The organism is Amycolatopsis australiensis, from assembly GCF_900119165.1.
GTDB lineage: Bacteria > Actinomycetota > Actinomycetes > Mycobacteriales > Pseudonocardiaceae > Amycolatopsis > Amycolatopsis australiensis.
The window spans coordinates 4,413,131-4,432,279 of record NZ_FPJG01000006.1 but is presented as its reverse complement, the minus strand read 5'-3'; the positions used below and the strand labels follow the sequence as shown (position 1 = coordinate 4,432,279).

Annotated in this window: 17 protein-coding genes; 10 read left to right on the top strand and 7 right to left on the bottom strand. The window is 73.5% G+C overall.

The features are described from left to right. Positions 1-4: 4 nt before the first annotated feature. Positions 5-2,659, bottom strand: coding sequence for a lectin (locus tag BT341_RS22050; RefSeq protein ID WP_072478091.1), 2,655 nt, complete (start codon positions 2,657-2,659; stop codon positions 5-7). A 194-nt stretch (positions 2,660-2,853) separates the two neighbouring features. On the opposite strand from BT341_RS22050, the gene BT341_RS22045 reads away from it, so the two are divergent. After that, the gene (locus BT341_RS22045) at positions 2,854-3,369 is read left to right on the top strand and encodes a dihydrofolate reductase family protein (RefSeq protein ID WP_072478090.1); all 516 of its coding nucleotides are present in this window, start codon (positions 2,854-2,856) and stop codon (positions 3,367-3,369) included. On the opposite strand, the gene BT341_RS22040 is transcribed toward BT341_RS22045, so the two are convergent. From BT341_RS22040 to BT341_RS22025, 4 genes are all read right to left on the bottom strand, one after another. Next, positions 3,366-4,913, bottom strand: coding sequence for an acyl-CoA carboxylase subunit beta (locus BT341_RS22040; RefSeq protein WP_072478089.1), 1,548 nt, complete (start codon positions 4,911-4,913; stop codon positions 3,366-3,368). The genes BT341_RS22045 and BT341_RS22040 overlap by 4 nt on opposite strands. Then, entirely contained in the window at positions 4,910-5,680 is a 771-nt protein-coding gene (locus tag BT341_RS22035; RefSeq protein ID WP_072478088.1) for an SDR family oxidoreductase, read from the bottom strand. Before BT341_RS22035 ends, BT341_RS22040 begins: the two co-directional genes overlap by 4 nt. Further along, entirely contained in the window at positions 5,677-6,429 is a 753-nt protein-coding gene (locus BT341_RS22030; protein ID WP_072478087.1) for an SDR family oxidoreductase, read from the bottom strand. Before BT341_RS22030 ends, BT341_RS22035 begins: the two co-directional genes overlap by 4 nt. A gap of 386 nt (positions 6,430-6,815) precedes the next feature. Further along, the gene (locus BT341_RS22025; RefSeq protein WP_072478086.1) at positions 6,816-7,508 is read right to left on the bottom strand and encodes a hypothetical protein; all 693 of its coding nucleotides are present in this window, start codon (positions 7,506-7,508) and stop codon (positions 6,816-6,818) included. Positions 7,509-7,935: 427 nt separating this feature from the next. On the opposite strand from BT341_RS22025, the gene BT341_RS22020 reads away from it, so the two are divergent. After that, positions 7,936-8,403, top strand: a complete 468-nt coding sequence (locus BT341_RS22020; RefSeq protein ID WP_072478085.1) for a VOC family protein — start codon at positions 7,936-7,938, stop codon at positions 8,401-8,403. 62 nt (positions 8,404-8,465) lie between these two features. Beyond that, a complete protein-coding gene (locus BT341_RS22015; protein WP_072478084.1) occupies positions 8,466-9,524 on the top strand; it encodes an aldo/keto reductase in 1,059 nt (352 codons plus the stop codon). Between the two features lie 200 nt (positions 9,525-9,724). Here BT341_RS22015 and BT341_RS22010 read toward each other — a convergent pair whose 3' ends face one another. Both BT341_RS22010 and BT341_RS22005 read right to left on the bottom strand, forming a co-directional pair. Further along, positions 9,725-10,084: a hypothetical protein gene (locus BT341_RS22010; RefSeq protein ID WP_072478083.1), complete on the bottom strand. Its 360-nt coding sequence runs from the start codon at positions 10,082-10,084 to the stop codon at positions 9,725-9,727. A gap of 234 nt (positions 10,085-10,318) precedes the next feature. Continuing rightward, positions 10,319-10,690, bottom strand: a complete 372-nt coding sequence (locus BT341_RS22005) for a hypothetical protein (protein ID WP_072478082.1) — start codon at positions 10,688-10,690, stop codon at positions 10,319-10,321. A 430-nt stretch (positions 10,691-11,120) separates the two neighbouring features. On the opposite strand from BT341_RS22005, the gene BT341_RS22000 reads away from it, so the two are divergent. From BT341_RS22000 to BT341_RS21965, 7 genes are read left to right on the top strand one after another with little or no spacing between them, the layout of a single operon-like run. Further along, on the top strand, positions 11,121-11,939 hold the full coding sequence (locus BT341_RS22000; protein ID WP_072478081.1) for a hypothetical protein: 819 nt from the start codon (positions 11,121-11,123) through the stop codon (positions 11,937-11,939). Beyond that, positions 11,936-12,904 (top strand): polysaccharide deacetylase family protein, encoded by a 969-nt coding sequence (locus tag BT341_RS21995; protein ID WP_072478080.1) that lies wholly within the window; start codon positions 11,936-11,938, stop codon positions 12,902-12,904. The genes BT341_RS22000 and BT341_RS21995 overlap by 4 nt, the downstream gene beginning before the upstream one ends. Next, on the top strand, positions 12,901-14,538 hold the full coding sequence (locus BT341_RS47345; RefSeq protein WP_281255999.1) for an O-antigen ligase family protein: 1,638 nt from the start codon (positions 12,901-12,903) through the stop codon (positions 14,536-14,538). Before BT341_RS21995 ends, BT341_RS47345 begins: the two co-directional genes overlap by 4 nt. After that, complete coding sequence (locus BT341_RS21980; RefSeq protein WP_072478079.1) at positions 14,513-15,580, top strand: glycosyltransferase; 1,068 nt, start codon at positions 14,513-14,515, stop codon at positions 15,578-15,580. Before BT341_RS47345 ends, BT341_RS21980 begins: the two co-directional genes overlap by 26 nt. After that, positions 15,577-16,452 carry a YveK family protein gene (locus BT341_RS21975; protein ID WP_245805054.1) on the top strand — a complete coding sequence of 292 codons (876 nt, stop codon included), beginning with the start codon at positions 15,577-15,579 and terminating at the stop codon, positions 16,450-16,452. Before BT341_RS21980 ends, BT341_RS21975 begins: the two co-directional genes overlap by 4 nt. After that, entirely contained in the window at positions 16,449-17,708 is a 1,260-nt protein-coding gene (locus BT341_RS21970; protein ID WP_177328876.1) for a glycosyltransferase 87 family protein, read from the top strand. Before BT341_RS21975 ends, BT341_RS21970 begins: the two co-directional genes overlap by 4 nt. Then, positions 17,705-19,141, top strand: a complete 1,437-nt coding sequence (locus tag BT341_RS21965) for an oligosaccharide flippase family protein (RefSeq protein ID WP_072482110.1) — start codon at positions 17,705-17,707, stop codon at positions 19,139-19,141. The genes BT341_RS21970 and BT341_RS21965 overlap by 4 nt, the downstream gene beginning before the upstream one ends. The last annotated feature ends 8 nt before the right edge of the window (positions 19,142-19,149 follow it).

Sequence of the window (19,149 nt, the reverse complement as noted above, 5' to 3'; positions counted from 1 at the left end):
CCGGTCAGCCGCGGGTCCAGCGCTGGGCCGCGCTCTGGTTGCAGTCGTAGATCTGCAGCTGGGTGCCGTCCGCCGTCGTGCTGCCCGGGTCGTCCAGGCACTTGCCCGACTGCGGGTTGACCAGTGAGCCTGCCGTGCCCGCCTGCCACTTCTGGGCGCCGGAGCCGTTGCACTGCCACAGCTGGACCTTCGTGCCGTTCGCCGTCCCGCTGTTGCTCACGTCCAGGCAGCCGCCTTGGGCCTGCAGCGAACCGTCGGCCCCGGAGAACCACTTCTGGGCCCCGGTGTTGTTGCACGTGTACAGCTGCACGTGCGTCCCGTTGGCCGTGCCGCTCTGGGCCACGTCCGCGCACTTGCCCGCGATCCCCGAGGTCAGCGGGCCCAGGTGCGGCAGCGTCCCGTCGTAGGACGGCGGCGGGTTCGACGCGGCCCACGCCGTGTTCGCCGACGTGCCCAGCGCGAACGCCAGCGTCCCGCCCGCGGTCAGCGCCGGCGCCGGCGCGTACGCGTTGTTCCACGAAGAGCCGTTCCACGTCGCGCTCTGGACGTACGGGGCGTTGTCCGCCGCCGCCGGCGCGTTGACCGTCAGTGTGTTGCCACTCGGCAGCGTCACCACCGCCTGCGTGAACAGCGGGCTGCCCAGGGCCAGGTCCGCCGTCCCCGGCGTCATCGGGTAGAAGCCCAGCGCGGAGAACACATACCACGCGCTCATCGCGCCGAGGTCGTCGTTGCCGGCCAGCCCGCCCGGCGCGTCCGTCCAGATCTGGTCCTGCACCTGCCGCACGACCTTTTGCGTTTTGTACGGCTGCCCGGCGTAGTCGTACTCCCACGGAAGCTCGAGGCTCGGCTCGTTGCCGAGGTCGGCCTGCGTGCCGCCGCTGCCGTGGAACCCGGACAGCACGCTGTCGAGGTAGCCGGCCAGCGACGCGTTGCCGCCGCGCGCCGCGGCGAGGCCCGCGACGTTGAACGGCACCATGCCGGTGTACTGCCACGACGTGCCCTCGACGAAGTTCGACCCGCTCGCCGGGTCGAAGCCGCCGGTCCACGACCCGTCGGCCTGCCGCGGCTGCATGAACCCGCTCGCCGCGTTGAACGTGTTCTTCCAGTTCTGCGCGCGGCCGGCGTAGAACGCCTGGTCCGCGGTGTCGCCCAGCGCGCCGGCGAACGCCGAGAGCGCGAAGTCCGCCGTGTCGTACTCCAGCTGCGTCGAGACCGGGCCGTAGAAGTTGCAGCACTGGTAGGTGCCGTTCGCGGGCAGGTAGCCCGGCGCGTTCGTCGCGTTGAGTCCCGGCCGGACGTTGTTGGGCGCGCTCGCTTCGCGCAGCATCGCCTGCAACGCCGCCGCCGTGTCGAAGTTGCGGGCTCCGAAGGCGTAGTAGCTCGCGAGGATCGCCGTGCCGGGGTCACCGACCATCACGTACGTCTCGCCGTTGTTCTGCGCCCACTTCGGCAGCGTGCCGCCCTGCGCGTAGTCGGCGATCATCGACTGCGCGATGTCGCTCGTCTGCGCGGGCGCGACCAGCGCGGACAGCTGCGCCTGCGTGCGGTAGATGTCCCAGCCGGAGAAGTTGGCGTAGTGCGCCGAGTGTCCACTCGCGACGGTGTGCACCTGGTTGTCGAAGCCGATGTACTGGCCGTTGCGGTCGGAGAACACGTTGGGGTGCAACAGGGAGTGGTACAGCGCGGTGTAGAAGACGCGCTGCTGCGCGGCCGTGCCGCCGGCGACCTGGATGCGGCCGAGCAGCGCGTTCCAGCTGTCGTGCGCGGCCTGCTTGGTCGCGGCGAAGTCGAACGCCGGGATGTCGGCCGCGCGGTTCGCGACCGCGTTGGCCACCGAGACGTAGGAGATGCCGACCTTGGCCTGGACCGTGCGGTCGGTGGTCGTGTCGAACCGGACGTACGCGCTGCCGGGCCCGGCGGCCGGGGCGGCTTCGGTGGTCGCGGTGCCGTGCAGCTTGCCGGGCGACGCCTTCGGCGTCACCGCGGGCGCGGCGGCGGTGCCGCTGGTGCTGAACGGCCGGTCGAAGACGACGTCGAAGTAGAGCGTGTAGGTGAACCCGGCGCCGCAGAAGTGCCCGGAGGTGACCGAACCGGACACTTCGGTCGGGCTGACCACCGTCCACGTCTGGCCGGTCGTGCCGTTCTGGCTGCCGTTGAGCTTGAACTGCAGGTTCGCCTGCGACGTCGCCGGGAAGGTGAACCGGCCGATGCCGGACCGCAGCGCGGTGGTCAGCTCCGTCGTGACGCCGTTGCCGAGGCCCACCGAGTAGGCGCCGGGGCTCGCGCTTTCGTTGCTGTGGCTGAAGGAAATGCTCGCGCCGGTGTCGACGGCACCGACCGTCGGGAGGATCGGGACGTCGCCGTCGGCGCCGCAGCCCGGTCCCGACAGGTGCGTGAGGCTGAAGCCGGTGATCGAGGAGTCCTTGTACTCGTAGCCGCCGCCGTCGGGACGGCTGGGCGTGTCCGGGCTCCACTGGAGCATGCCGAACGGGACGTCGGCGCCGGGGAAGTCGTCCGCGGCGTTGGAGGTGCCGATGAACGGGTTGACCAGCGACGCCGGGTCGGTGACCAGGGACGCCGCCGATGCGGGGACGGGGATCAGTCCGGCCGAGGCCAGGACCGTGGCGGCCGACAGCCGCGTGAGAATACGCAAGACCATTGCACTTGTCCTTCGCCATTGAGCACAAGTTCAGCCGATGCGATGCGTTCCGGAACGGTCCTCGCGAGCTGACACCGTTGTCAACGGTCTGTGCTGATCCTGTCGCGTTCCGGACACGGCCGGGTGAACCCGATGACTTTTCCCGGCCGCCGCCGTCAGTACGGAAGTCCGCCAACCGGCGCAAAGGAGACATCATGGCGAAACTGCTCTACGCGTTCAGCTGCTCGGTCGACGGCTTCATCGCCGGGCCCGGCGGGGACATGTCGTGGCTGACGCCCTACCTCGGTCCGGACCCGCTGGTCGACGCGCTGGTCCCGGAGATCGGCGCGCTGCTGGTCGGGCGCCGGACGTTCGGCGGCGACGACCCGCACCGCGGCACCGAAGGCGAAGGGAAAGCGTTCGGCGGTGGCTGGGAGGGCCCGCAGTTCGTGCTCACCCACCGCCCGGCCGCGCCGGTTCCCGGTGTCACGTTCGTCGACAACCTTGTCGGCGCGGTCGACGCGGCGAAGGCGGCCGCGGGCGGCAAGTACGTCAACGTCCTCGGCGCGGACGTCGCCCGGCAGTGCCTCGAAGCCGGCGTGCTCGACGAGATCCTGGCCCTGCCCGTCCCGGTGCTGCTCGGCGACGGCGTGCGGATGTTCGACCACCCGGGCGGCCGGACCGTCGGGCTGGAACGCGTGCAGCCGAACTGGTACCGCGTCCTCCGCTAAGGCCGCATGCCGAAGGACGGGCGGCCGAGCAGCCGCGGAAGCACGGCGTAGGCGTCCGGCACCCAATCGCACAGCCGCGCCCGCGTCTCGCGCGGATCGATGACGTCCTCGACCGAAAACCGCTCCGCCGTCCGGAACGGCGAGCGCACCGCGTCCAGGCGCGCGCGGATCTCCTCGATCCGGGCCGCCCGGTCGTCGGCGGCGTCCAGCTCGGCTCGGTAGGCCGCCTCGATGCCGCCCTCGACCGGCAGGGAACCCCAGTCCCCCGACGGCCATGCCCAGCGCCGGACCAGCCGGTGCCGGTTCACCTGGCCCGCGCCGCCGACACCGAACACGCGCCGGACGATCACCTCGGCCATCGGCACCCGCGCCTGGTAGACCGCGGTCACCGCGCGGGCGCCGTGCCGGATCGCGCCCGCACGCTCGGCGGCCGCGCCGATCACCATGCCGGCCTGGTCGGTCAGCGACACCAGCGGCAGGTGGAACGTCTCGCAGAGGTCGACGAACCGCGTCAGCACGTCGGCGCCTTCGGGGGTCAGCGTCGCGCCGCGGTACGGGTCGGTGGCCAGGACGCCGACCGGGTGGCCGTTCAGGCGGGCCAGCCCGGCGTAGGCCGAGCCGCCCGACACGGCGTAGTCGAAAACCGAGCCCGCGTCGAAGACGCCGTCGAGCAGCGGCCGCAGCCGGTACGGGTGCCGGCGGTTGCGCGGCACCAGCGACAGCAGCGCTTCGTCGGCCCGGTCCACCGGGTCTGCACTGGACGTCACCGGCGGCAGTGAATCCACCGAGGACGGCAGGTAGGACAGGAACTGCTTGGTGACGGCGAAGGCTTCGGCCTCGGAGGCCACGATCCGGTCCACGGCACCGCTGCGCCGGTGGACGGCCGCGCCGCCCAGCTCCTCTTTGGACAGGTCTTCTCCGGTCGCGTGCCTGACCACGGGCGGGCCGGCGACGAACAGCTGCCCGGCCCCTTCGACGAGGACGTTCAGGTGCGACATGACCGCCCGCGCGGCGCCGAGCCCGGCGACCGGGCCGAGGCAGAGGGCGACCACCGGCACCGTCGAGAGGTTGTCCACCACGAGGTCCCAGCCCGGGTTGACCGGGACGTAGGTGAAGCCGTGCTGCTCCAGCATCTTCACGCTGCCACCACCGCCGGTGCCCTCGATCAGGCGCACCAGCGGCAGCCGCAGCTCGTTGGCGAGCCGCTCGGCGTAGACCTGCTTCTCCATGATCGCGGCGTCGGCGGCGCCACCGCGGACGGTGAAGTCGTCTCCGCCGAGCGCCACGCGCCGGCCGTCGAGCCGCGCGGTGCCGATGACGAAGTTGGCCGGGGTGAACTCGGTCAGCTCGCCGTCCACATAGGACGCGGTGCCGGCGAGCGCGCCGATCTCGTCGAAGCTGCCGGGATCGGCGAGGGCGGCGATCCGCTCGCGGATGGTCGAGCGGCCGGCGGCGTGCTGGCGGGCCACCTTCTCCGGTCCGCCCATGCGCTCGGCCAGCTCGCGCCGCCGGGCGAGCTCGTCGATCTCCGGCTGCCAGGTCATTCCGCCTCGAGGGCTGCTTCGACCTTGCGCTGCAGCTTGTTCATCCCGCCGAGCCACCGGTCGGTCTGGGTGGCGCGGGCCGCGTAGTAGTCCGCGACCTCGGGGTGCGGCAGCACGAGGAACTGCTTCGCCTCGATGGCCGCGAAGAGCGCGTCGGCCACCTGCTCGGGCTCGATCGCCGATGCGCCCATCAGCAGCTGACCGGCGGTGCCGGTGCTTTCCAGCATCGCGGTGCGCACGCCCTGCGGGCAGATCGCCTGCACGGTGATGCCGCGGTGGCGGTAGGTCGCCGAGAGCCATTCGGCGAACGCGAGCGCGGCGTGCTTGGTCACCGAGTACGGCGCCGAGCCGAGGCTGGTCAGCAGGCCGGCGGCCGAGACCGTCGCGATGAAGTGGCCCTTCCCGCGCTCCAGCCAGGCCGGCAGCAGGAGGTTGGCCGCGCGGACGTGCGCCATGACGTTCACGTCCCAGGTACGCGCCCAGACGTCTTCGGGGCTTTCCGCGCCACCGAAGGGCGCGATACCCGCGTTGGCACAGAAGACGTCTATCTCGCCGAGGGTGCTTCGCGCGCTCTCGATCAGCTTCGCGACGCCTTCGGGGCTGGCGACGTCACCCGCGAACGCCGTGCCACCCACTTCCTTCGCGACTTCGGCGGCCTTGTCGCGGTCGAGGTCGGCGACGAGGACCTGGGCGCCCTCGGCGGCGAAGCGGCGGGCGAGCGCGGCGCCGATCCCGCCGCCACCGCCGGTGACGACAACGCCGGTCACAGGCCACCGCCGAGGGTGACGCCGCCGTCGAGGACCACGGTCTGGCCGGTGATCCAGCCGGCGTCGTCGGAAAGCAGGAAGGCGACGGCGCCGGCGATGTCGGACGGCAGGCCCAGGCGTTTCATCGGGTAGGCGGAAGCGACCTCCTCCTCGCGGCCCTCGTAGAGCGCGGTGGCGAACTTCGTCTTCACGACGGCCGGGGCGACGGCGTTCACCCGGATCTTCGGGCCCAGCTCGGCCCCGAGTTCGACGGTCAGCCGGATGAGCGCGGCCTTGCTGACGCCGTACATGCCGATGCCGGGCGACGCGCCGAGGCCGGCGACGGAAGCGACGTTGACGACGGCACCACCGTGCTCCCCCATCCACGCGTCGCGGGCGCGCTTGGTCCAGCCGAGCGGCGCGAGCACGTTCACGCCGAGGATCTTGGCCGCGGCGGCGGGGTCGATGTCGAGGGTGGGGCCGTAGACGGGGTTGATGCCGGTGTTGTTGACGAGGTAGTCGAGCCGCCCGAAGGTCTCGATCGTCTTGGCGACGGCCTCGTCCTGGTGGTCGGTGTCGTCGGCCTTGCCGGGGACGAACAGGGCGACGTCGGGCCCGCCGAGCTCGTTGACGGCCGCCTCGAGGGCCTCGGGCTTGCGTGCGGTGATGCAGACCTTGGCCCCGCGCTCGACGAGCGTCTTGGCGATGCCGAGGCCGATGCCCCGGCTGGCCCCGGTGACGATCGCGACGCGATCCTTGAACGAGTTCACGGCAGTGTGTCTCCTTCGCGATGCGGTACCGGGCACATGCTAAGCGGTCGGTCAGGTGCTCATTATGCGCGATGAGCCGATCCTCTCAAGCCGACCCACGTCACACCGGTTCACGGAGACGGCAGAGCCGGGTGCTGCCCCGGCCCGGTGCAGGCAGCTCGGCCGCCACCATGAGCCTGGGCGTGGCCGCGTCGAGCACAAAGCCGCGGGGCCGCCCGTCTGGACGACGCCCGGGCTCGGCGCCCATGCCCACCACCACCAGCGGCGCACGCTAAACCGGGGCCCGCCCGCTCGGGCGGCGCCCCGCCCACGCCCACCACCAGCCGCAACGCGCGCAAAACCGGGGCCCGCCCGCTCGGGCGGCGCCCCGGCTCAGTCCGCGTGATCTACCGCGACTTGTTCTCGGCCTTGTCCTTGTTCGCGACGTGCCCGTTGGTGCCGTTGACCGGTTTGGGCGCCGCAGGCTGCTCGGCCGTTCCCGCCACCGGCTCGGCCGGGGCCACCGGCGGTTCCGGTGCCGGGACCGGGCCCGGCTTGTCGGCCGGCTTCTCCTCCGCCAGGGGGTTCGACCGCTTGACCTGCACCACGGCCGCGATCGCCGCGGCCGCTGCCGCGAACGCCAGCAGCCATGGCCAGCGGGACCGGCGCGTGCGCTCCCCGCGGGCCACGTTCTTCGCTTCCTCCAGCGCCACCGCCAGGTCGCGCTTCGCCGCCGCGACCGCCTTGCGGCGCTTGCGGTTCGACTCGCCCGCCGAACCCGCCACCGTCGCGATCGCCTGTGCCGCCTTGCGGCCCGGGTCGCGCATCTTCACCGCACGGGCCAGCACCTCGTCGCGGGCGGCCACCGAGTGCTTCAGCACGTCCCGGCGGGAGGACCGGGTGCTCTTGTCGAAGTCCTTGGTCGCCGAACGGCCGACCTTCGCGAGTTCCTCCGCGCCTTCCGACAGCTTCCGATCGGTGATCTCGACCGCCCGCGCGGCCGCGGCCGCTCCCACCCGCGCCGCCTCCGCGGCGAGGTCCCGGACCCCGGCCGCCGCCGTCTTCACCGATCGTCCGACCGGAGCATCGCCCTGGCTCATCTGATCACCTCTCACTAGTCCGCAGGCAGGGCCTGCTCAGCCTCACACCGGTGGGCTACCCACTCCGGGCCCGCCCGGAACCTCCGACCACCCGTTGGAGTCGGTCAGGCCCCGCACGCCGGGCGGTCTTGCCGCGCTGGTCGCGCCGTGCTTCGCCGTGATCGGTGGCCCGGCTCGCTGATCGGCGGCACCGTCATCGACGCCCAGCTCTGCGCCGGTACTTCGAGTCATGCGAAGAACTGTTCCTGGAGCTCGCGGAGCAGGGCTGGGCCGACTGGCGCGAGCGGCCGACGGCGATCGCCCTCGGTGGGCAGCGAAATCCGGCCTCGGTGCGAGAAGCGGACACTCCCTGACCGGTACCGCTGCGAAAGTCGGCCCCGGCGCCGGAAGTCCCCGGCGCGGACCAATCGTGAAGGAACCGCCACACATGTCGCTCAACGCAGTCGCCCACCTGAACTTCCACGGCCAGGCCCGCGCGGCACTGGACTTCTACCGCTCGGTGTTCGGCGGGCAGGCCACCGTCGTCACCTACGGTGACTTCGGGATGCCCGCCGAAGCGCCCGACGCCGCCAAGGTCGTCTTCGGCCAGGTCGCCGCCGACAACGGCTTCCGGGTCATGGCCTACGACGTGCCGGGCGAAGAACGTCCCGTCGCCCAGGACACGCCCACCACCCGCCGCGAGAACGGCACCACCATCACCCGGGAGCCGTTCTTCCTTTCCGTGCGCGGGGAAACCGTCGACGAGGTCGCCGCGGTGTGGGACCGCCTCGCCGACGGCGCGACCGTCATCGAGGCGTTCGGCCCGGCCCAGTGGGCACCGGCGTTCGGGATGCTCACCGACCGCTTCGGCGTCACCTGGATCCTCGACGTCGCGGCCGAGTACGCGCAGGCCTGAACCCGTCCGCCGTGGGGGCGCGGCCCGGCCGCGCCCCCGTCCCACCCCGCTGGAGCCATCCCGTGCACACCCGCCCCCTCGGCCGCACCGGCATCCGGGTCAGCGCCTACGCGCTGGGCACCATGATGTTCGGGCCGCACGGCAACCCCGACCACGACGAGTGCGTACGCATCGTCCACCAGGCGCTCGACGGCGGCATCAACTTCGTCGACACCGCCGACGTCTACGGCGGCGACGGCGAATCCGAGCGGATCGTCGGCAAGGCCCTGCGCGGCCGCCGCGACGACGTCGTGCTGGCCACCAAGGGCAACGGCCCGATGGGCGCCGACCCCAACCGGTGCGGCAACTCCCGCCGCTGGCTCGTGCGGGCCGTCGAAGACTCGCTGCGCCGCCTCGGCGTCGACCACATCGACCTCTACCAGGTCCACCACCCCGAACCGGGCACGGACATCGAGGAAACCCTCGGCGCGCTGACCGACCTGCTGCGCTCGGGCAAGGTCCGGGCCATCGGCCACTCCAACTTGCCGCCGTCGGAGATCGCCGAGGCCCAATGGGTGGCGGAACGCCGTGGGCTGGCCCGGTTCCGGACCGAGCAGCCGCACTACTCGATCCTCAACCGGGGCGTGGAACGGGAGGTCCTGCCGGTCTGTGAACGCTACGGGCTGGGCGTGCTGGTGTGGAGCCCGCTGGCGATGGGGCTGCTTGCGGGCCGTCTGCGCAAGGGCGGCGGTGAACAGGCGTCGGCCGGGCGCCTGCACTGGGCCCGGCGGCACATGACCGACGAACGCAAGCTCGACGTCGTGGAGGCGCTCGTCCCGCTGGCCGCGGAGGCGGGGGTGCCGCTGGCCCACCTCGCGCTGGCGTTCGTCACCGCGCATCCGGCGGTGACGTCGGCGATCATCGGCCCGCGCACCGAGCGGCAGCTGGCCGACCTGCTCACCGGCGCGGGCACGGTTCTCGACGACGACCTGCTCGACCGCGTCGACGAGATCGTTCCGCCGGGTACCGACGTCGGACCCGTCGACGTGGCCTATGTCCCGCCCGGGCTGCGGGTTCCGGCTCTCCGCCGCCGCCCGCCGGGCGACCGGGCCGCCGATCTTCCGCGACGCCCCGGTCCGTGACGCGAAGGTGGGACCGGCACTCGCGTGACCGGTCCCACCCGTGCCGGCATCCCACGGCGTCGCGGCGTGCCCGGGACAGGGAACCGGAGTGTGCAGCTCGCTCCCTGTTCCGGGCACGCATTACGACGTCACGCGTCGCGCCGGATTTCCGCGCCGGTGCCGGCATCCGCACACACAACGGGCGGCCGCGGCGCGGAGATTCAGTTGCCCTGGCTCGTTCCGCCGTCGGCGATGCCACCCGAAGCGCAGTTGTACGGGTTCTCACCGCTGGCCTCGTGCCCGCCCGGCGACAGGATCGGCACGCCGATACCGTTGAGCGAGTCGTGGATCGGCACCTGGACGCCGAGCACGTTGACGTCGTTGCCGCACACGCCGAGCGTGCCGTTGACGTTGTGCAGCACGTCGGTGTTGTTCAGGTTGAGCAGACCGAACTGGCTCGTCGAGTGGTGACCACCGTGGTGGTGCTCGTAACCGCCGGGGGTGCCGGCGGAGGCGACGCCGCCCGCCAGGAACGCGCCCGCGGCGGTGGCCGCCACGACGAATCCGACTTTCTTCAGCATAAAAACTCCTTGAATCGACATCGCGATGTAAAACGGCGGCGAGGTGTGTTCTCCCGTGTGCGGCAAACGTACCGACAAAACGGGCTTTGTTCACCTCGTGTGCCACCATCGGGTGCGCACCGAATGCCGCTGACCACGCCGCCGGTGGCCCGATCGAGTCAATCCGAACTACCGGCAGGCAGACAAAAAAACGCCGCCACGCGAGCAATTCGCGTGGCGGCGTGAAAGCGGAAATCAGTTGTCCTGGGTCGTTCCGCCGTCGGAGACGCCACCCGAAGCGCAGTTGTACGGGTTCTCGCCGCTGGCCTCGTGCTCGCCCGGCGACAGGATCGGCACGCCGATACCGTTGGCCGAGTCGTGGATCGGCACCTGGACGCCGAGCACGTTGACGTCGTTGCCGCACACGCCGAGCGTGCCGTTGACGTTGTGCAGCACGTCGGTGTTGTTCAGGTTGACCAGGCCGACCTGACCGGTGAAGTCGTAGCCGTGGTAGCCGTGGTGGTGGTGGCCGTGCTCGTCACCCGGCGTCCCGGCGGCGGCAACCCCGCCGGTGACGAACGCGCCGGCCGCCATGGCGGCGGCGACGAGGCCGATCCTCTTCAGCATGCAAGTCTCCTTCGATCGTTTACCGCGGCAGCGGAGAAAGGTGTGTTCCGCCGCGATGCGCAAAAACTACTGATATCAGCGAAACCGCTCCACCCGAATCACCGATCGTGTGGCATCCACGACGCTCTGACCGGGGATCCCCTAACCCGACCGGGTGGATTCCGGGGCCTCGTTCCGCCTCCCGGCGAGGGCGCGGCGGCATTCGGCGCCGTTTTCGCCGGCCCGGCGGCCCCTCGTGATCACGGATCGTTGCCACCACGGAGCCCGACTGCGACACATCACGCTTTCGAGTTGTTCTTCGAGCCGTGATCCGTTCCGATGCGTGACAAAACCGTGGATTCCATCCTTCGAAAGTGACACGGATTCCTTGTTCCTACGCTGCGTCCTGGGCCACTGACCGGTACGCGGGGCACGGCAAGAGGAGTCGTTCGTGGTGGATTACGGGGCGCTCGTCGCGTCCGCGGTGCTGTACGCGGTGGGAATCGTCGCGCAGAGCGTCGCCGCCCGGCGCGCCCGGACCCGGCCGGGTGCCGGGCTGGGCCTGCTGGCGCGGCTGGCCGGCGACCCCCTCTACCTCGCCGGTTTCGCCGGCCAGGCGGGCGGGTTCGCGTTCGCGTTCTTCGCGCGCGCGTCGCTGCCGCTGTACCTGGTCCAGACGGCGTCGTCCTCGGCGATCGGCCTGGCGACGGTGTTCGGGGTGCTGGTTCTCGGCTGGCGCGTCCGGGCCGCCGAGGCGGTGACGCTCGTGCTGCTGGCCGCCGGGCTCGTCGTGCTGGCCGGGTCGTCGGCGACCTCGGTCGCCACCGCGCTGCCCCCGGCCGGCGTCGCGGCACTGGCGGTCGTGGTGCTCGGGACCGGGCTGGCGATGATCCCCGCCGGCCGGGCCGGCTCGTACCTGCCCGCCGCGATCCTGTCCGGGGTGGCGTTCGCCGTCGTGGCGGTCGCCGGCCGGACGCTGGCGCACCTGGACCTGCTCACCCTGCCGGGACAGCCGCTGACGTGGCTGATGCTCGCCGCCGCCGTCCTCGGGCAGGCGGCGATGGCGGTGGCCCTGCAGCGCGGCCCGGCGGCGGCGGTCGTCGCCTCGGCCGACGCCACGACCATCGTGCTGGCCTCGGTCACCGGCATCACGCTGCTCGGCGACCGGGTCCTCGGCGGCCACGTCGAGTGGGTCGCGCTCGGCCTGGCGATCGTCGTGTCCGGCGTCCTGGTGCTGGGCGCGCAGTCCCGCGCGACGGCGGCGGCATGACGCCACGGCCGCTCGCGAGCGTCTCGGTCGACCTCGACAACCTGTGGGCCTACCTGAAAACCCATGGCGACCCGGCCTGGCGCGACTTCCCCAGCTTCCTCCCGTCCGCCGTGCCGCGGCTGCTGGAGATCCTCGGCGAGCACGGGCTCACGACCACGGTGTTCGTCGTGGGCGCCGACGTCGTGCGCGAAGACGGCGCCGCGGCGGTCGCCGGGATCACCGCGGCGGGGCACGAGGTCGCCAACCACTCGTTCGGCCACGAACCCTGGCTGCACCGGTACTGCCGCGACCGGCTGGCGGACGAGCTGCGCCGGACCGAAGAGGCGATCACCGCCGCCGGAGCGCCGCGGCCGTCCGGGTTCCGCGGGCCCGGCTACAGCGTCACGCGTGATCTCGTCGAGCTGCTCGCCGAACGCGGGTACGCCTACGACGCCAGCACGCTGCCGACGTGGGTCGGCCCGCTCGCCCGCGCCTACCACAACCGGACGGCCCCGGCGACGGACGGCGAAGGCCGCGACGAGCTGTTCGGCGGCTTTTCGCGAGTGCTGGCGCCGGTGCACGCCTACCGCTGGCAGACGTACGAAGGCGACGGGCTCGTCGAGCTGCCGGTGACGACGATGCCGTTGCTGCGCACGCCGATCCACGGTTCGTACCTGCTGCAGCTGCACGCGGTGTCGCCGCGGCTGGCCCGCGCGTACTTCCGGACGGCGCTGCGGCTGTGCCTGGTCCGCGGCGTCTCGCCGTCCCTGCTGCTGCACCCCACGGATGTCCTCGGCGGCGCGGAGGCGCCCGGGATGGAGTTCTTCCCCGGCATGGCGGCACCGGGCGCCCGGAAGGTGGCGTGGCTGGGCTGGGTGCTCGCGGCGCTGCGCGAGCACTTCGACGTCGTGGGCACGGGCGAGTTCGTCCGCCGGTCGAGCGTTCGGCGGACCCGCGCGGTGACGCGGCTGGAATCCGGGCGATGAGCGCGGTGCTGCGGATCTCCGCGTGCGCGACGGTGGCGCTCGCGCCGGTGGAGGGCTACCTGACGGCGGTGCACGGCCAGCTCGGCAAGGTGGCGCCGGCGCTGCTGACGCTGACGTGGCTGGTGACGCGGCTCCGGCAGCGCCGTCTCCCCCGGCCGGTCCCGCTGCACGCGGTGCTGGCGGGACTGGCGGTGGTGCTGACGGCGACGGCGGCGGCGCACTCGAGCGGCCCGTTCACGACGGAGTACACGGCTCGCTGGCTGCCGTTCCTGGTGGTGACGGCGGTGCTCGCGGACGTGGCGAGCCGCGAGGTCCCGATCCGCCGGCTGATGCTGGCGGCGGCAGCCGGAGCGACGACGGCAGCGGGCGGCGCGCTGTACAGCTTGATAGCCGAGGGGGCGGCGCGGGCCAGCGGGCCCCAGAGCGATCCGAACGACCTGGCGTACTTCCTGGTGGCGGCGGTGCCGTTGCTCGCCGCGCTCCGGCCGCGGCGGAATGCGGACTCGCCTCGGAAATCCACGGTTCTCGTCGCAGCGGGACCACTGCGCGCCGCGGAACATCACCGGCCAAGCCCGAACCCCACCGCCCTGGCCGCGGCGGCGCCGCTGCGCGGCGCGACACCTCCGCAGCCGAACGCGAGCCCCGCACCGGCACCGCTGCGCAGCGCCAACGATTCCCAGCCGAGCCCAAATCCCGCAACCCTCACCGCCCCGGCACCACTGCGCGGCGCGACACCTCCGCAGCCGAACGCGAGCCCCGCACCGGCACCGCTGCGCAGCGCCAACGATTCCCAGCCGAGCCCAAATCCCGCAACCCTCACCGCCCCGGCACCACTGCGCGACGCGACACCTCCGCAGCCGAACGCCAGCCCCGCAACCCGCACCGCACCGGCACCCCCACTCACCGCAATTCACCCCTTCCCCAGCCGGAAAGCCGCCGGCATCGCCGCCGTCGCCGCCGGGATCGTCCTGGTCGCCGGGGCCGCCGCGACCTTCTCCCGTGGTGGTGCCCTCGGCCTGGCCGCCGCGGGTGGCTGGCTGCTTCTCCGCCGGGTGCTGTCGTGGCGGGTTCTCGCCGCCGCCGGGCTCGCCGTCGTCGCGCTCGGGGCACTGGCCTTTCTCGTGGCCCGCCCGCAGTTCGAACGCGCTCTCGGGGAAAAGAGCTACATCGCCGCTTCCAATGTGGACACCCGGGAGCTGCGCTGGCAGGCCGCCGCGCGGATGCTCGCCGCCCATCCCGTGCTCGGTGTCGGCCCCGGTGGGTTCCGGGAGCACTACGCCGCCGAGTCGCACAACGCCGAGGTCGACGAGCAGACCCCGGTCGCGCACGACATGTACCTCGAGGTCGCCGCCGAGCTGGGCCTGCCCGGCTTCGCGCTCTTCGCCGGCGTGATCGCCGTCGCCGCGGTCGCCAGTGAACGGACCGTCCGGCTCGGGCGGGGCTCCCAGCGCACCGAGGCCGTCGCGATCCAGGCGTCGCTGCTGTCGGTGCTCGTGACCTCCACTTTCCTGTCCGAGCAGTACTACCTGCCGCTGTGGTCGCTGGCCGCACTCGCCGTCGCGGGCGAGATCCGAGTTCGCCGAGAAGGTCCGGGAGAGGGGAGCGCCCATGCGGGTGCTGCACGTCATCAGTGAAATGGGGGCGGGCGGGGCCGAAACGCTCGTCGCCGGCATGGCCGGTCGCGGCGAGGAGTACGGCTGGGTGTCCGCGGTCGCCAGCGCCGGCGGGTTCCGCGCCGACGCGCTGGCCGCCGCGGGCACGCCCGTGTTCCCCGTCCCGCTCGCCCGCCGCAGCAAGACGGGCGTGCTCAAAGCGGCATGGGCGGTGCGTCACGCGATCAAGCGGTTCCGGCCCGACGTCGTCCTCGCCCACAACGTCGGCGCGAGCCTGGTCGCCCGGCTCGCCCTCGCCGGCAGGCGGCGGCCGCTGCTGACCGTCTTCCACGGCGTCGCGGCGGCCGACGTCCCGGCCGCCGCCCGGATCCTCCGCCGCGTCTCCGACCGGGTCGTCGCCGTCTCCCCGGCCACCGCCGACCGGCTGGCCGCGGCGGGCCTGGACCGGCTGGTCGTCGTCCGCAACGCCGTGTTCGCGCGGCCGCCGGTGTTCGGCCGGGCCGAGGTGCGGGCCTCCCTCGGCGTGCCGGAGCGGACGCCGGTCGCGCTCTGCCTCGCCCGGCTGGAACCGCAGAAGCGCCACGACGTGCTGCTGGACGCCTGGGCCGCCGTCGGCGGGGACGCCGTGCTGTGGCTGGCCGGCGACGGCAGCCTGCGCGCGGACCTCGAGCGCCGCGCGGCGGAGCTGGGACGGCGGATCGAGTTCCTCGGCACCCGCACGGACGTGCCCGACCTGCTCGCGGCCGCCGACGTCACGGTCCTCACCAGCGACTGGGAGGGCCTGCCGCTGGCGGTGCTGGAGTCGATGGCGGCGGGACGGCCGGTGGTCGCCACCGACGTCGGCGGGGTCGGTGAAGTCCTGGCCGGCGGCGGCGGGCTCGTGGTGCCGCCGGGTGATCCGGCGGCGACGGCCGGCGCGCTGAACACGCTGCTGTTCGACCCGGCCGCGCGGGCGGCCGCGGCCGCCGACGCCCTCCGCACCGTCGAGCGCGAGTACGACCCGCACACGGTGATGAAGTCCTACGACGAGCTGCTGCGGACCGCGCTCGGAGGTGCCCGGTGAACGACCTGGTCGCGAAGATCCCGCGCACGGCCGCGCTGAGCGTCGTGGTGGCGCTGCTGGCCGGCGCGCTCGTGCTCGTCATCGGCCTCAGCCGCGGCACCGAGTACCAGGGCCGGGTCAGCCTTCTCGCCGGTCCCGTCCCCGGGGACAGCGCCGGGCCGCAGTACGGCGAAGTCGTTTCGCTGACGCTGCCCGCGCTGGTCGAGCTGGCCCGCAGCCCGTCGGTGCTGCGGGCGGCGGCCCCGGCGTCCGGCTACACCCCCGACGAGCTCGCCGCGCACGTGGCCGTCGACCTGGTCCCGGCGTCCGGCCTGGCCCGGCTGTCGGTGCGAGCTCCGTCGGCGGAGCGGGCCGGCGCGGCGGCGACGGCGCTGGGCAAGGCGATGATCAGCACCGATCTGCTCGCCCCGGCCGCCAAGCTGCGCCTGCTCGACCCCCGGCCCGACGTCGTCGCGGTGGCTCCGGACGCCGCGCTGGTCACCGGGCTCGCGGTGGTCGGCGCGGTCGCGGCCGGGCTGGCGACGGCGACGCTGCGGCGGCTGAACCCGCGTGGCGGGACGGGACCGGTGCGCCGGGCACTGGCCGCGGCGGGCATCCGCCGTCCGGTGGCGCTCCTGCGCGAGGACGACCCCGCGGCCGCCGACCGGCTGGCCGTGCTGTGCCGGGCGGCCGGGCGGCCCGTCCGGGTGGTCCCGGTGCGCCCCGACCTCGCCGAGACCGCGGCGAAGCTGGCCGCGGGCCTTCCCGACGAGCGCGGCGACGGCGCCTCGGTCGTGGCCGTCGCGGCCGCCGGACGGCACCACGGCGAGCTGACGGCCGCCGTCGCGGTGCTGCCGTCCGACGCCGTGCTCGTGGCGGTGGTGCTGGCGTGACCCCGAGACAGCGCGCCGTTTTCGCCGTCGCGGCCCTCGCGGGCGGCGTGAGCGCCTGGCACGCGCTCAAGCCGTCGTGGCAGGTGCCGTTGCCGACCGCGGCCGACGCGGCCGAGGAACGGATGCAGGACTTCCGCGACGCCCTGTACTTCCCGGTCCGCGAATTCCTCGGCGGCGGCAACCCGTACGACCCCGCCGCGATGTTCGCGCACTGGCCGGTCCGCCAGGACTTCAACCTCTACCAGCCCTACCACCTGCTGCTGCACGCGCCGTTCGCGCTGCCGGGCTACCGGGCGGGCGCGGTGGCGTTCGCCGTGGTTTCGCTGTTGCTGCTGGTGTTTCTCGCGGCGCTGACCGCCCACGCGGTCCGCCGGTACGTCCCGGCGCCGCCCGCGGTCACCACGGCGGTGGTCGCGGCGCTGCTGGTCACCAGCCAGGTCGGCAAGGCGCAGCTCTACGTCGGCCAGGTGAACCCGCTGGTCGCGGTCGGCGCGGCCGGCGCCCTGCTGGCCCGGCGTGACCGGCCGGGCTGGGCGGCGGTGGCGCTCGCGCTGGCGTGGCTCAAGCCGCAGTACGGCTTTCCGCTGGCGGTGCTGCTCTTCGCCCGCGGTTCGCGCCGGGTGGCGCTGGTGGGCACCGCCATCGCGGCCTGCGCGAGCCTGCCGGTGGTGGCGGTCCTGGCGGCGCGTTCCGGCGGGATCGGGCCGTTCCTCGACGTCGTCGCCGCCAACGTCACGCACGCGCGTGCCACCGACTACGGCGCGGTGGATTCGGTGACGGCGCAACGGATCGACGTCGCCGCGGTGCTCTTCCGCGCCACCGGGTGGGTGCCCGGCGGCATCGAACTGGTGGTGCTCGCCGGGGTGCTGGCGACGAGCGTACTGCTGGTCCGGCGGCTCGACCGGGCCGCCGTGGCGCCGGTCGCCGACCTGCTCACGTGCCTGGCCGTCGTCGCGTGCGTGGTGCACCAGCCCGGGGACGTGCTGATCGCCGTGCCGGCGATGGCGGCGGTCGCGGCGCTGTGGTGGCGGCACCTGGCCGAACCGGGGTGGGGCCCGGCCGGGACGGCGGTCCTCGCCTTGGCCGTCCCCTTCGCACACCTGTACACAGTGGACAAAGCGCTGGTTTCGGCGTTCGGGTCGCGGGCGGCGGTCACTGTGGACGGTGCCGCGGTGGTCGTCGCGTGGTGCCTGGCGGTGTGCGCCGCGGTCCGGCTGACGCGCGCGCGGACCGCCGAACCCGTGGTGGCCGGATGACGGCCGCGCTGGGGACCCGCGCGGTCCGGGGGTCGCTGTGGCTGGGCGTGGTCAACCTGGTCAGCAAGAGCAGCCAGATGCTCGTCACGCTGGTGCTGGCGGCGCTGCTGACCGAGGCGCAGCTGGGGGCCGTGGCGCTGGCGGTGGCGCTGGTCAACCTCGGCCAGGTGGTGCAGTCGATCGGGGTCTACGACGTGATCGGGCGCACCGAGCGGGACCCGCGCCGGATGGCGGGGACCGTGCTGACGTTGAGCGTCGGTGCCGGCGTGGTGCTGGCCGTCGTGCTGGTGGCCGCCGCCGGGCCGCTCACGGCGCTGCTCGGCACGCCAGGCGCGGCGGGGCTGCTGCGGCTGGCCGCGCTGGGCCTGCCGTTCTCGGCGGCGGGCGGCGTGCAGATGGGGCTGATGCACCGGGAGCTGGACTTCCGGCGCCGTCTGCTGCCCGACGGCGGCAGCGCGGTGCTGGGCGCGGCGCTGACGGTCGCGCTGGCCGCGTGCGGCGCCGGCCCGGCGTCGCTGGTGGTGGGCCTGCTGGTCACGGCGGTGGCGCAGCCGCTGCTGGGCATGCTGGTGCGCGGCGGGGTGCGGCCGTGCTGGGACACCGCGGCGGCCCGGGAAGCGGTGCGCTGGGTGGCGGTGGTGGGCCCGGCGGCGGTCGTCGGCGCGCTGCTGGTGAACCTCGACTACTTCGCGGTGGGACACGGGCTGGGCGCGGACGCGGTCGGCGTGTACTCGCTGGCGTACCGGCTGGCGTGGGTGCCGTACATCATGGTGGCGGTCGTGCTCGGCGCGGTGGCGTTCCCGGTGTTCACGCGGCTGCGCCGCGAAGGACGCCCGTCGGCCGGGGCGGTGGTCCGGTTCACCCGCGCGGTGCTCGTGGTGACCGGCGGGCTGTACCTGGCGCTGGCGGTGCTGGCCGACCGGGTGGTGCTGCTGGGCGACCGGTGGGCGGACGCGGCGGGCCCGCTGGTGCTGCTGTCGGGCTACGGCGTGGGGATCTGCCTGCTGCAGGTCTGGTACCAGGCGGTGAAGGCGGCGGGGCACGTCCGGCGGTACCTGGCGCTGGAGGTCACGCACCTGGCGCTGCTGGCGGCCGGCCTGGCGACGCTGACGCGCGCGGGAATCACGGCGGTGGCGGCGGCCCAGCTGGGCGCGGCGTGGCTGGTGGTCCCCCTCGCGGCGGCGGCAGTGGCCCGCGCCGGTGCCGCACCGCCGGTCGCGGAGCTGGCCGGGGTGTTCGCCCGGGTGCTGCTCGCGTGCGCCGCCGCGGGGGTGCCGGTGGTGGTGCTGGCGCGCGCCGGGTGGTTCGGGGCCGCGGAATCGTTGCCGGGCGCGGTCGCCGAGGCAGCGGTTCTGCTCGCGGGATATGCCGGCGCGACGTTGCTGCTGCAGCGAGCCGCGATCGCCGAACTGCGGCGGGGTGGGCTCAGGTGAGCGCCATC

Coding starts and splice junctions, on each gene's coding strand:
- BT341_RS22050 (WP_072478091.1), bottom strand. CDS start 2,659: ATGGTCTTGCGTATTCTCACGCGGCTGTCGGCCGCCACGGTCCTGGCC.
- BT341_RS22045 (WP_072478090.1), top strand. CDS start 2,854: ATGGCGAAACTGCTCTACGCGTTCAGCTGCTCGGTCGACGGCTTCATC.
- BT341_RS22040 (WP_072478089.1), bottom strand. CDS start 4,913: ATGACCTGGCAGCCGGAGATCGACGAGCTCGCCCGGCGGCGCGAGCTG.
- BT341_RS22025 (WP_072478086.1), bottom strand. CDS start 7,508: ATGAGCCAGGGCGATGCTCCGGTCGGACGATCGGTGAAGACGGCGGCG.
- BT341_RS22020 (WP_072478085.1), top strand. CDS start 7,936: ATGTCGCTCAACGCAGTCGCCCACCTGAACTTCCACGGCCAGGCCCGC.
- BT341_RS22010 (WP_072478083.1), bottom strand. CDS start 10,084: ATGCTGAAGAAAGTCGGATTCGTCGTGGCGGCCACCGCCGCGGGCGCG.
- BT341_RS22005 (WP_072478082.1), bottom strand. CDS start 10,690: ATGCTGAAGAGGATCGGCCTCGTCGCCGCCGCCATGGCGGCCGGCGCG.
- BT341_RS21995 (WP_072478080.1), top strand. CDS start 11,936: ATGACGCCACGGCCGCTCGCGAGCGTCTCGGTCGACCTCGACAACCTG.
- BT341_RS47345 (WP_281255999.1), top strand. CDS start 12,901: ATGAGCGCGGTGCTGCGGATCTCCGCGTGCGCGACGGTGGCGCTCGCG.
- BT341_RS21980 (WP_072478079.1), top strand. CDS start 14,513: ATGCGGGTGCTGCACGTCATCAGTGAAATGGGGGCGGGCGGGGCCGAA.
- BT341_RS21965 (WP_072482110.1), top strand. CDS start 17,705: ATGACGGCCGCGCTGGGGACCCGCGCGGTCCGGGGGTCGCTGTGGCTG.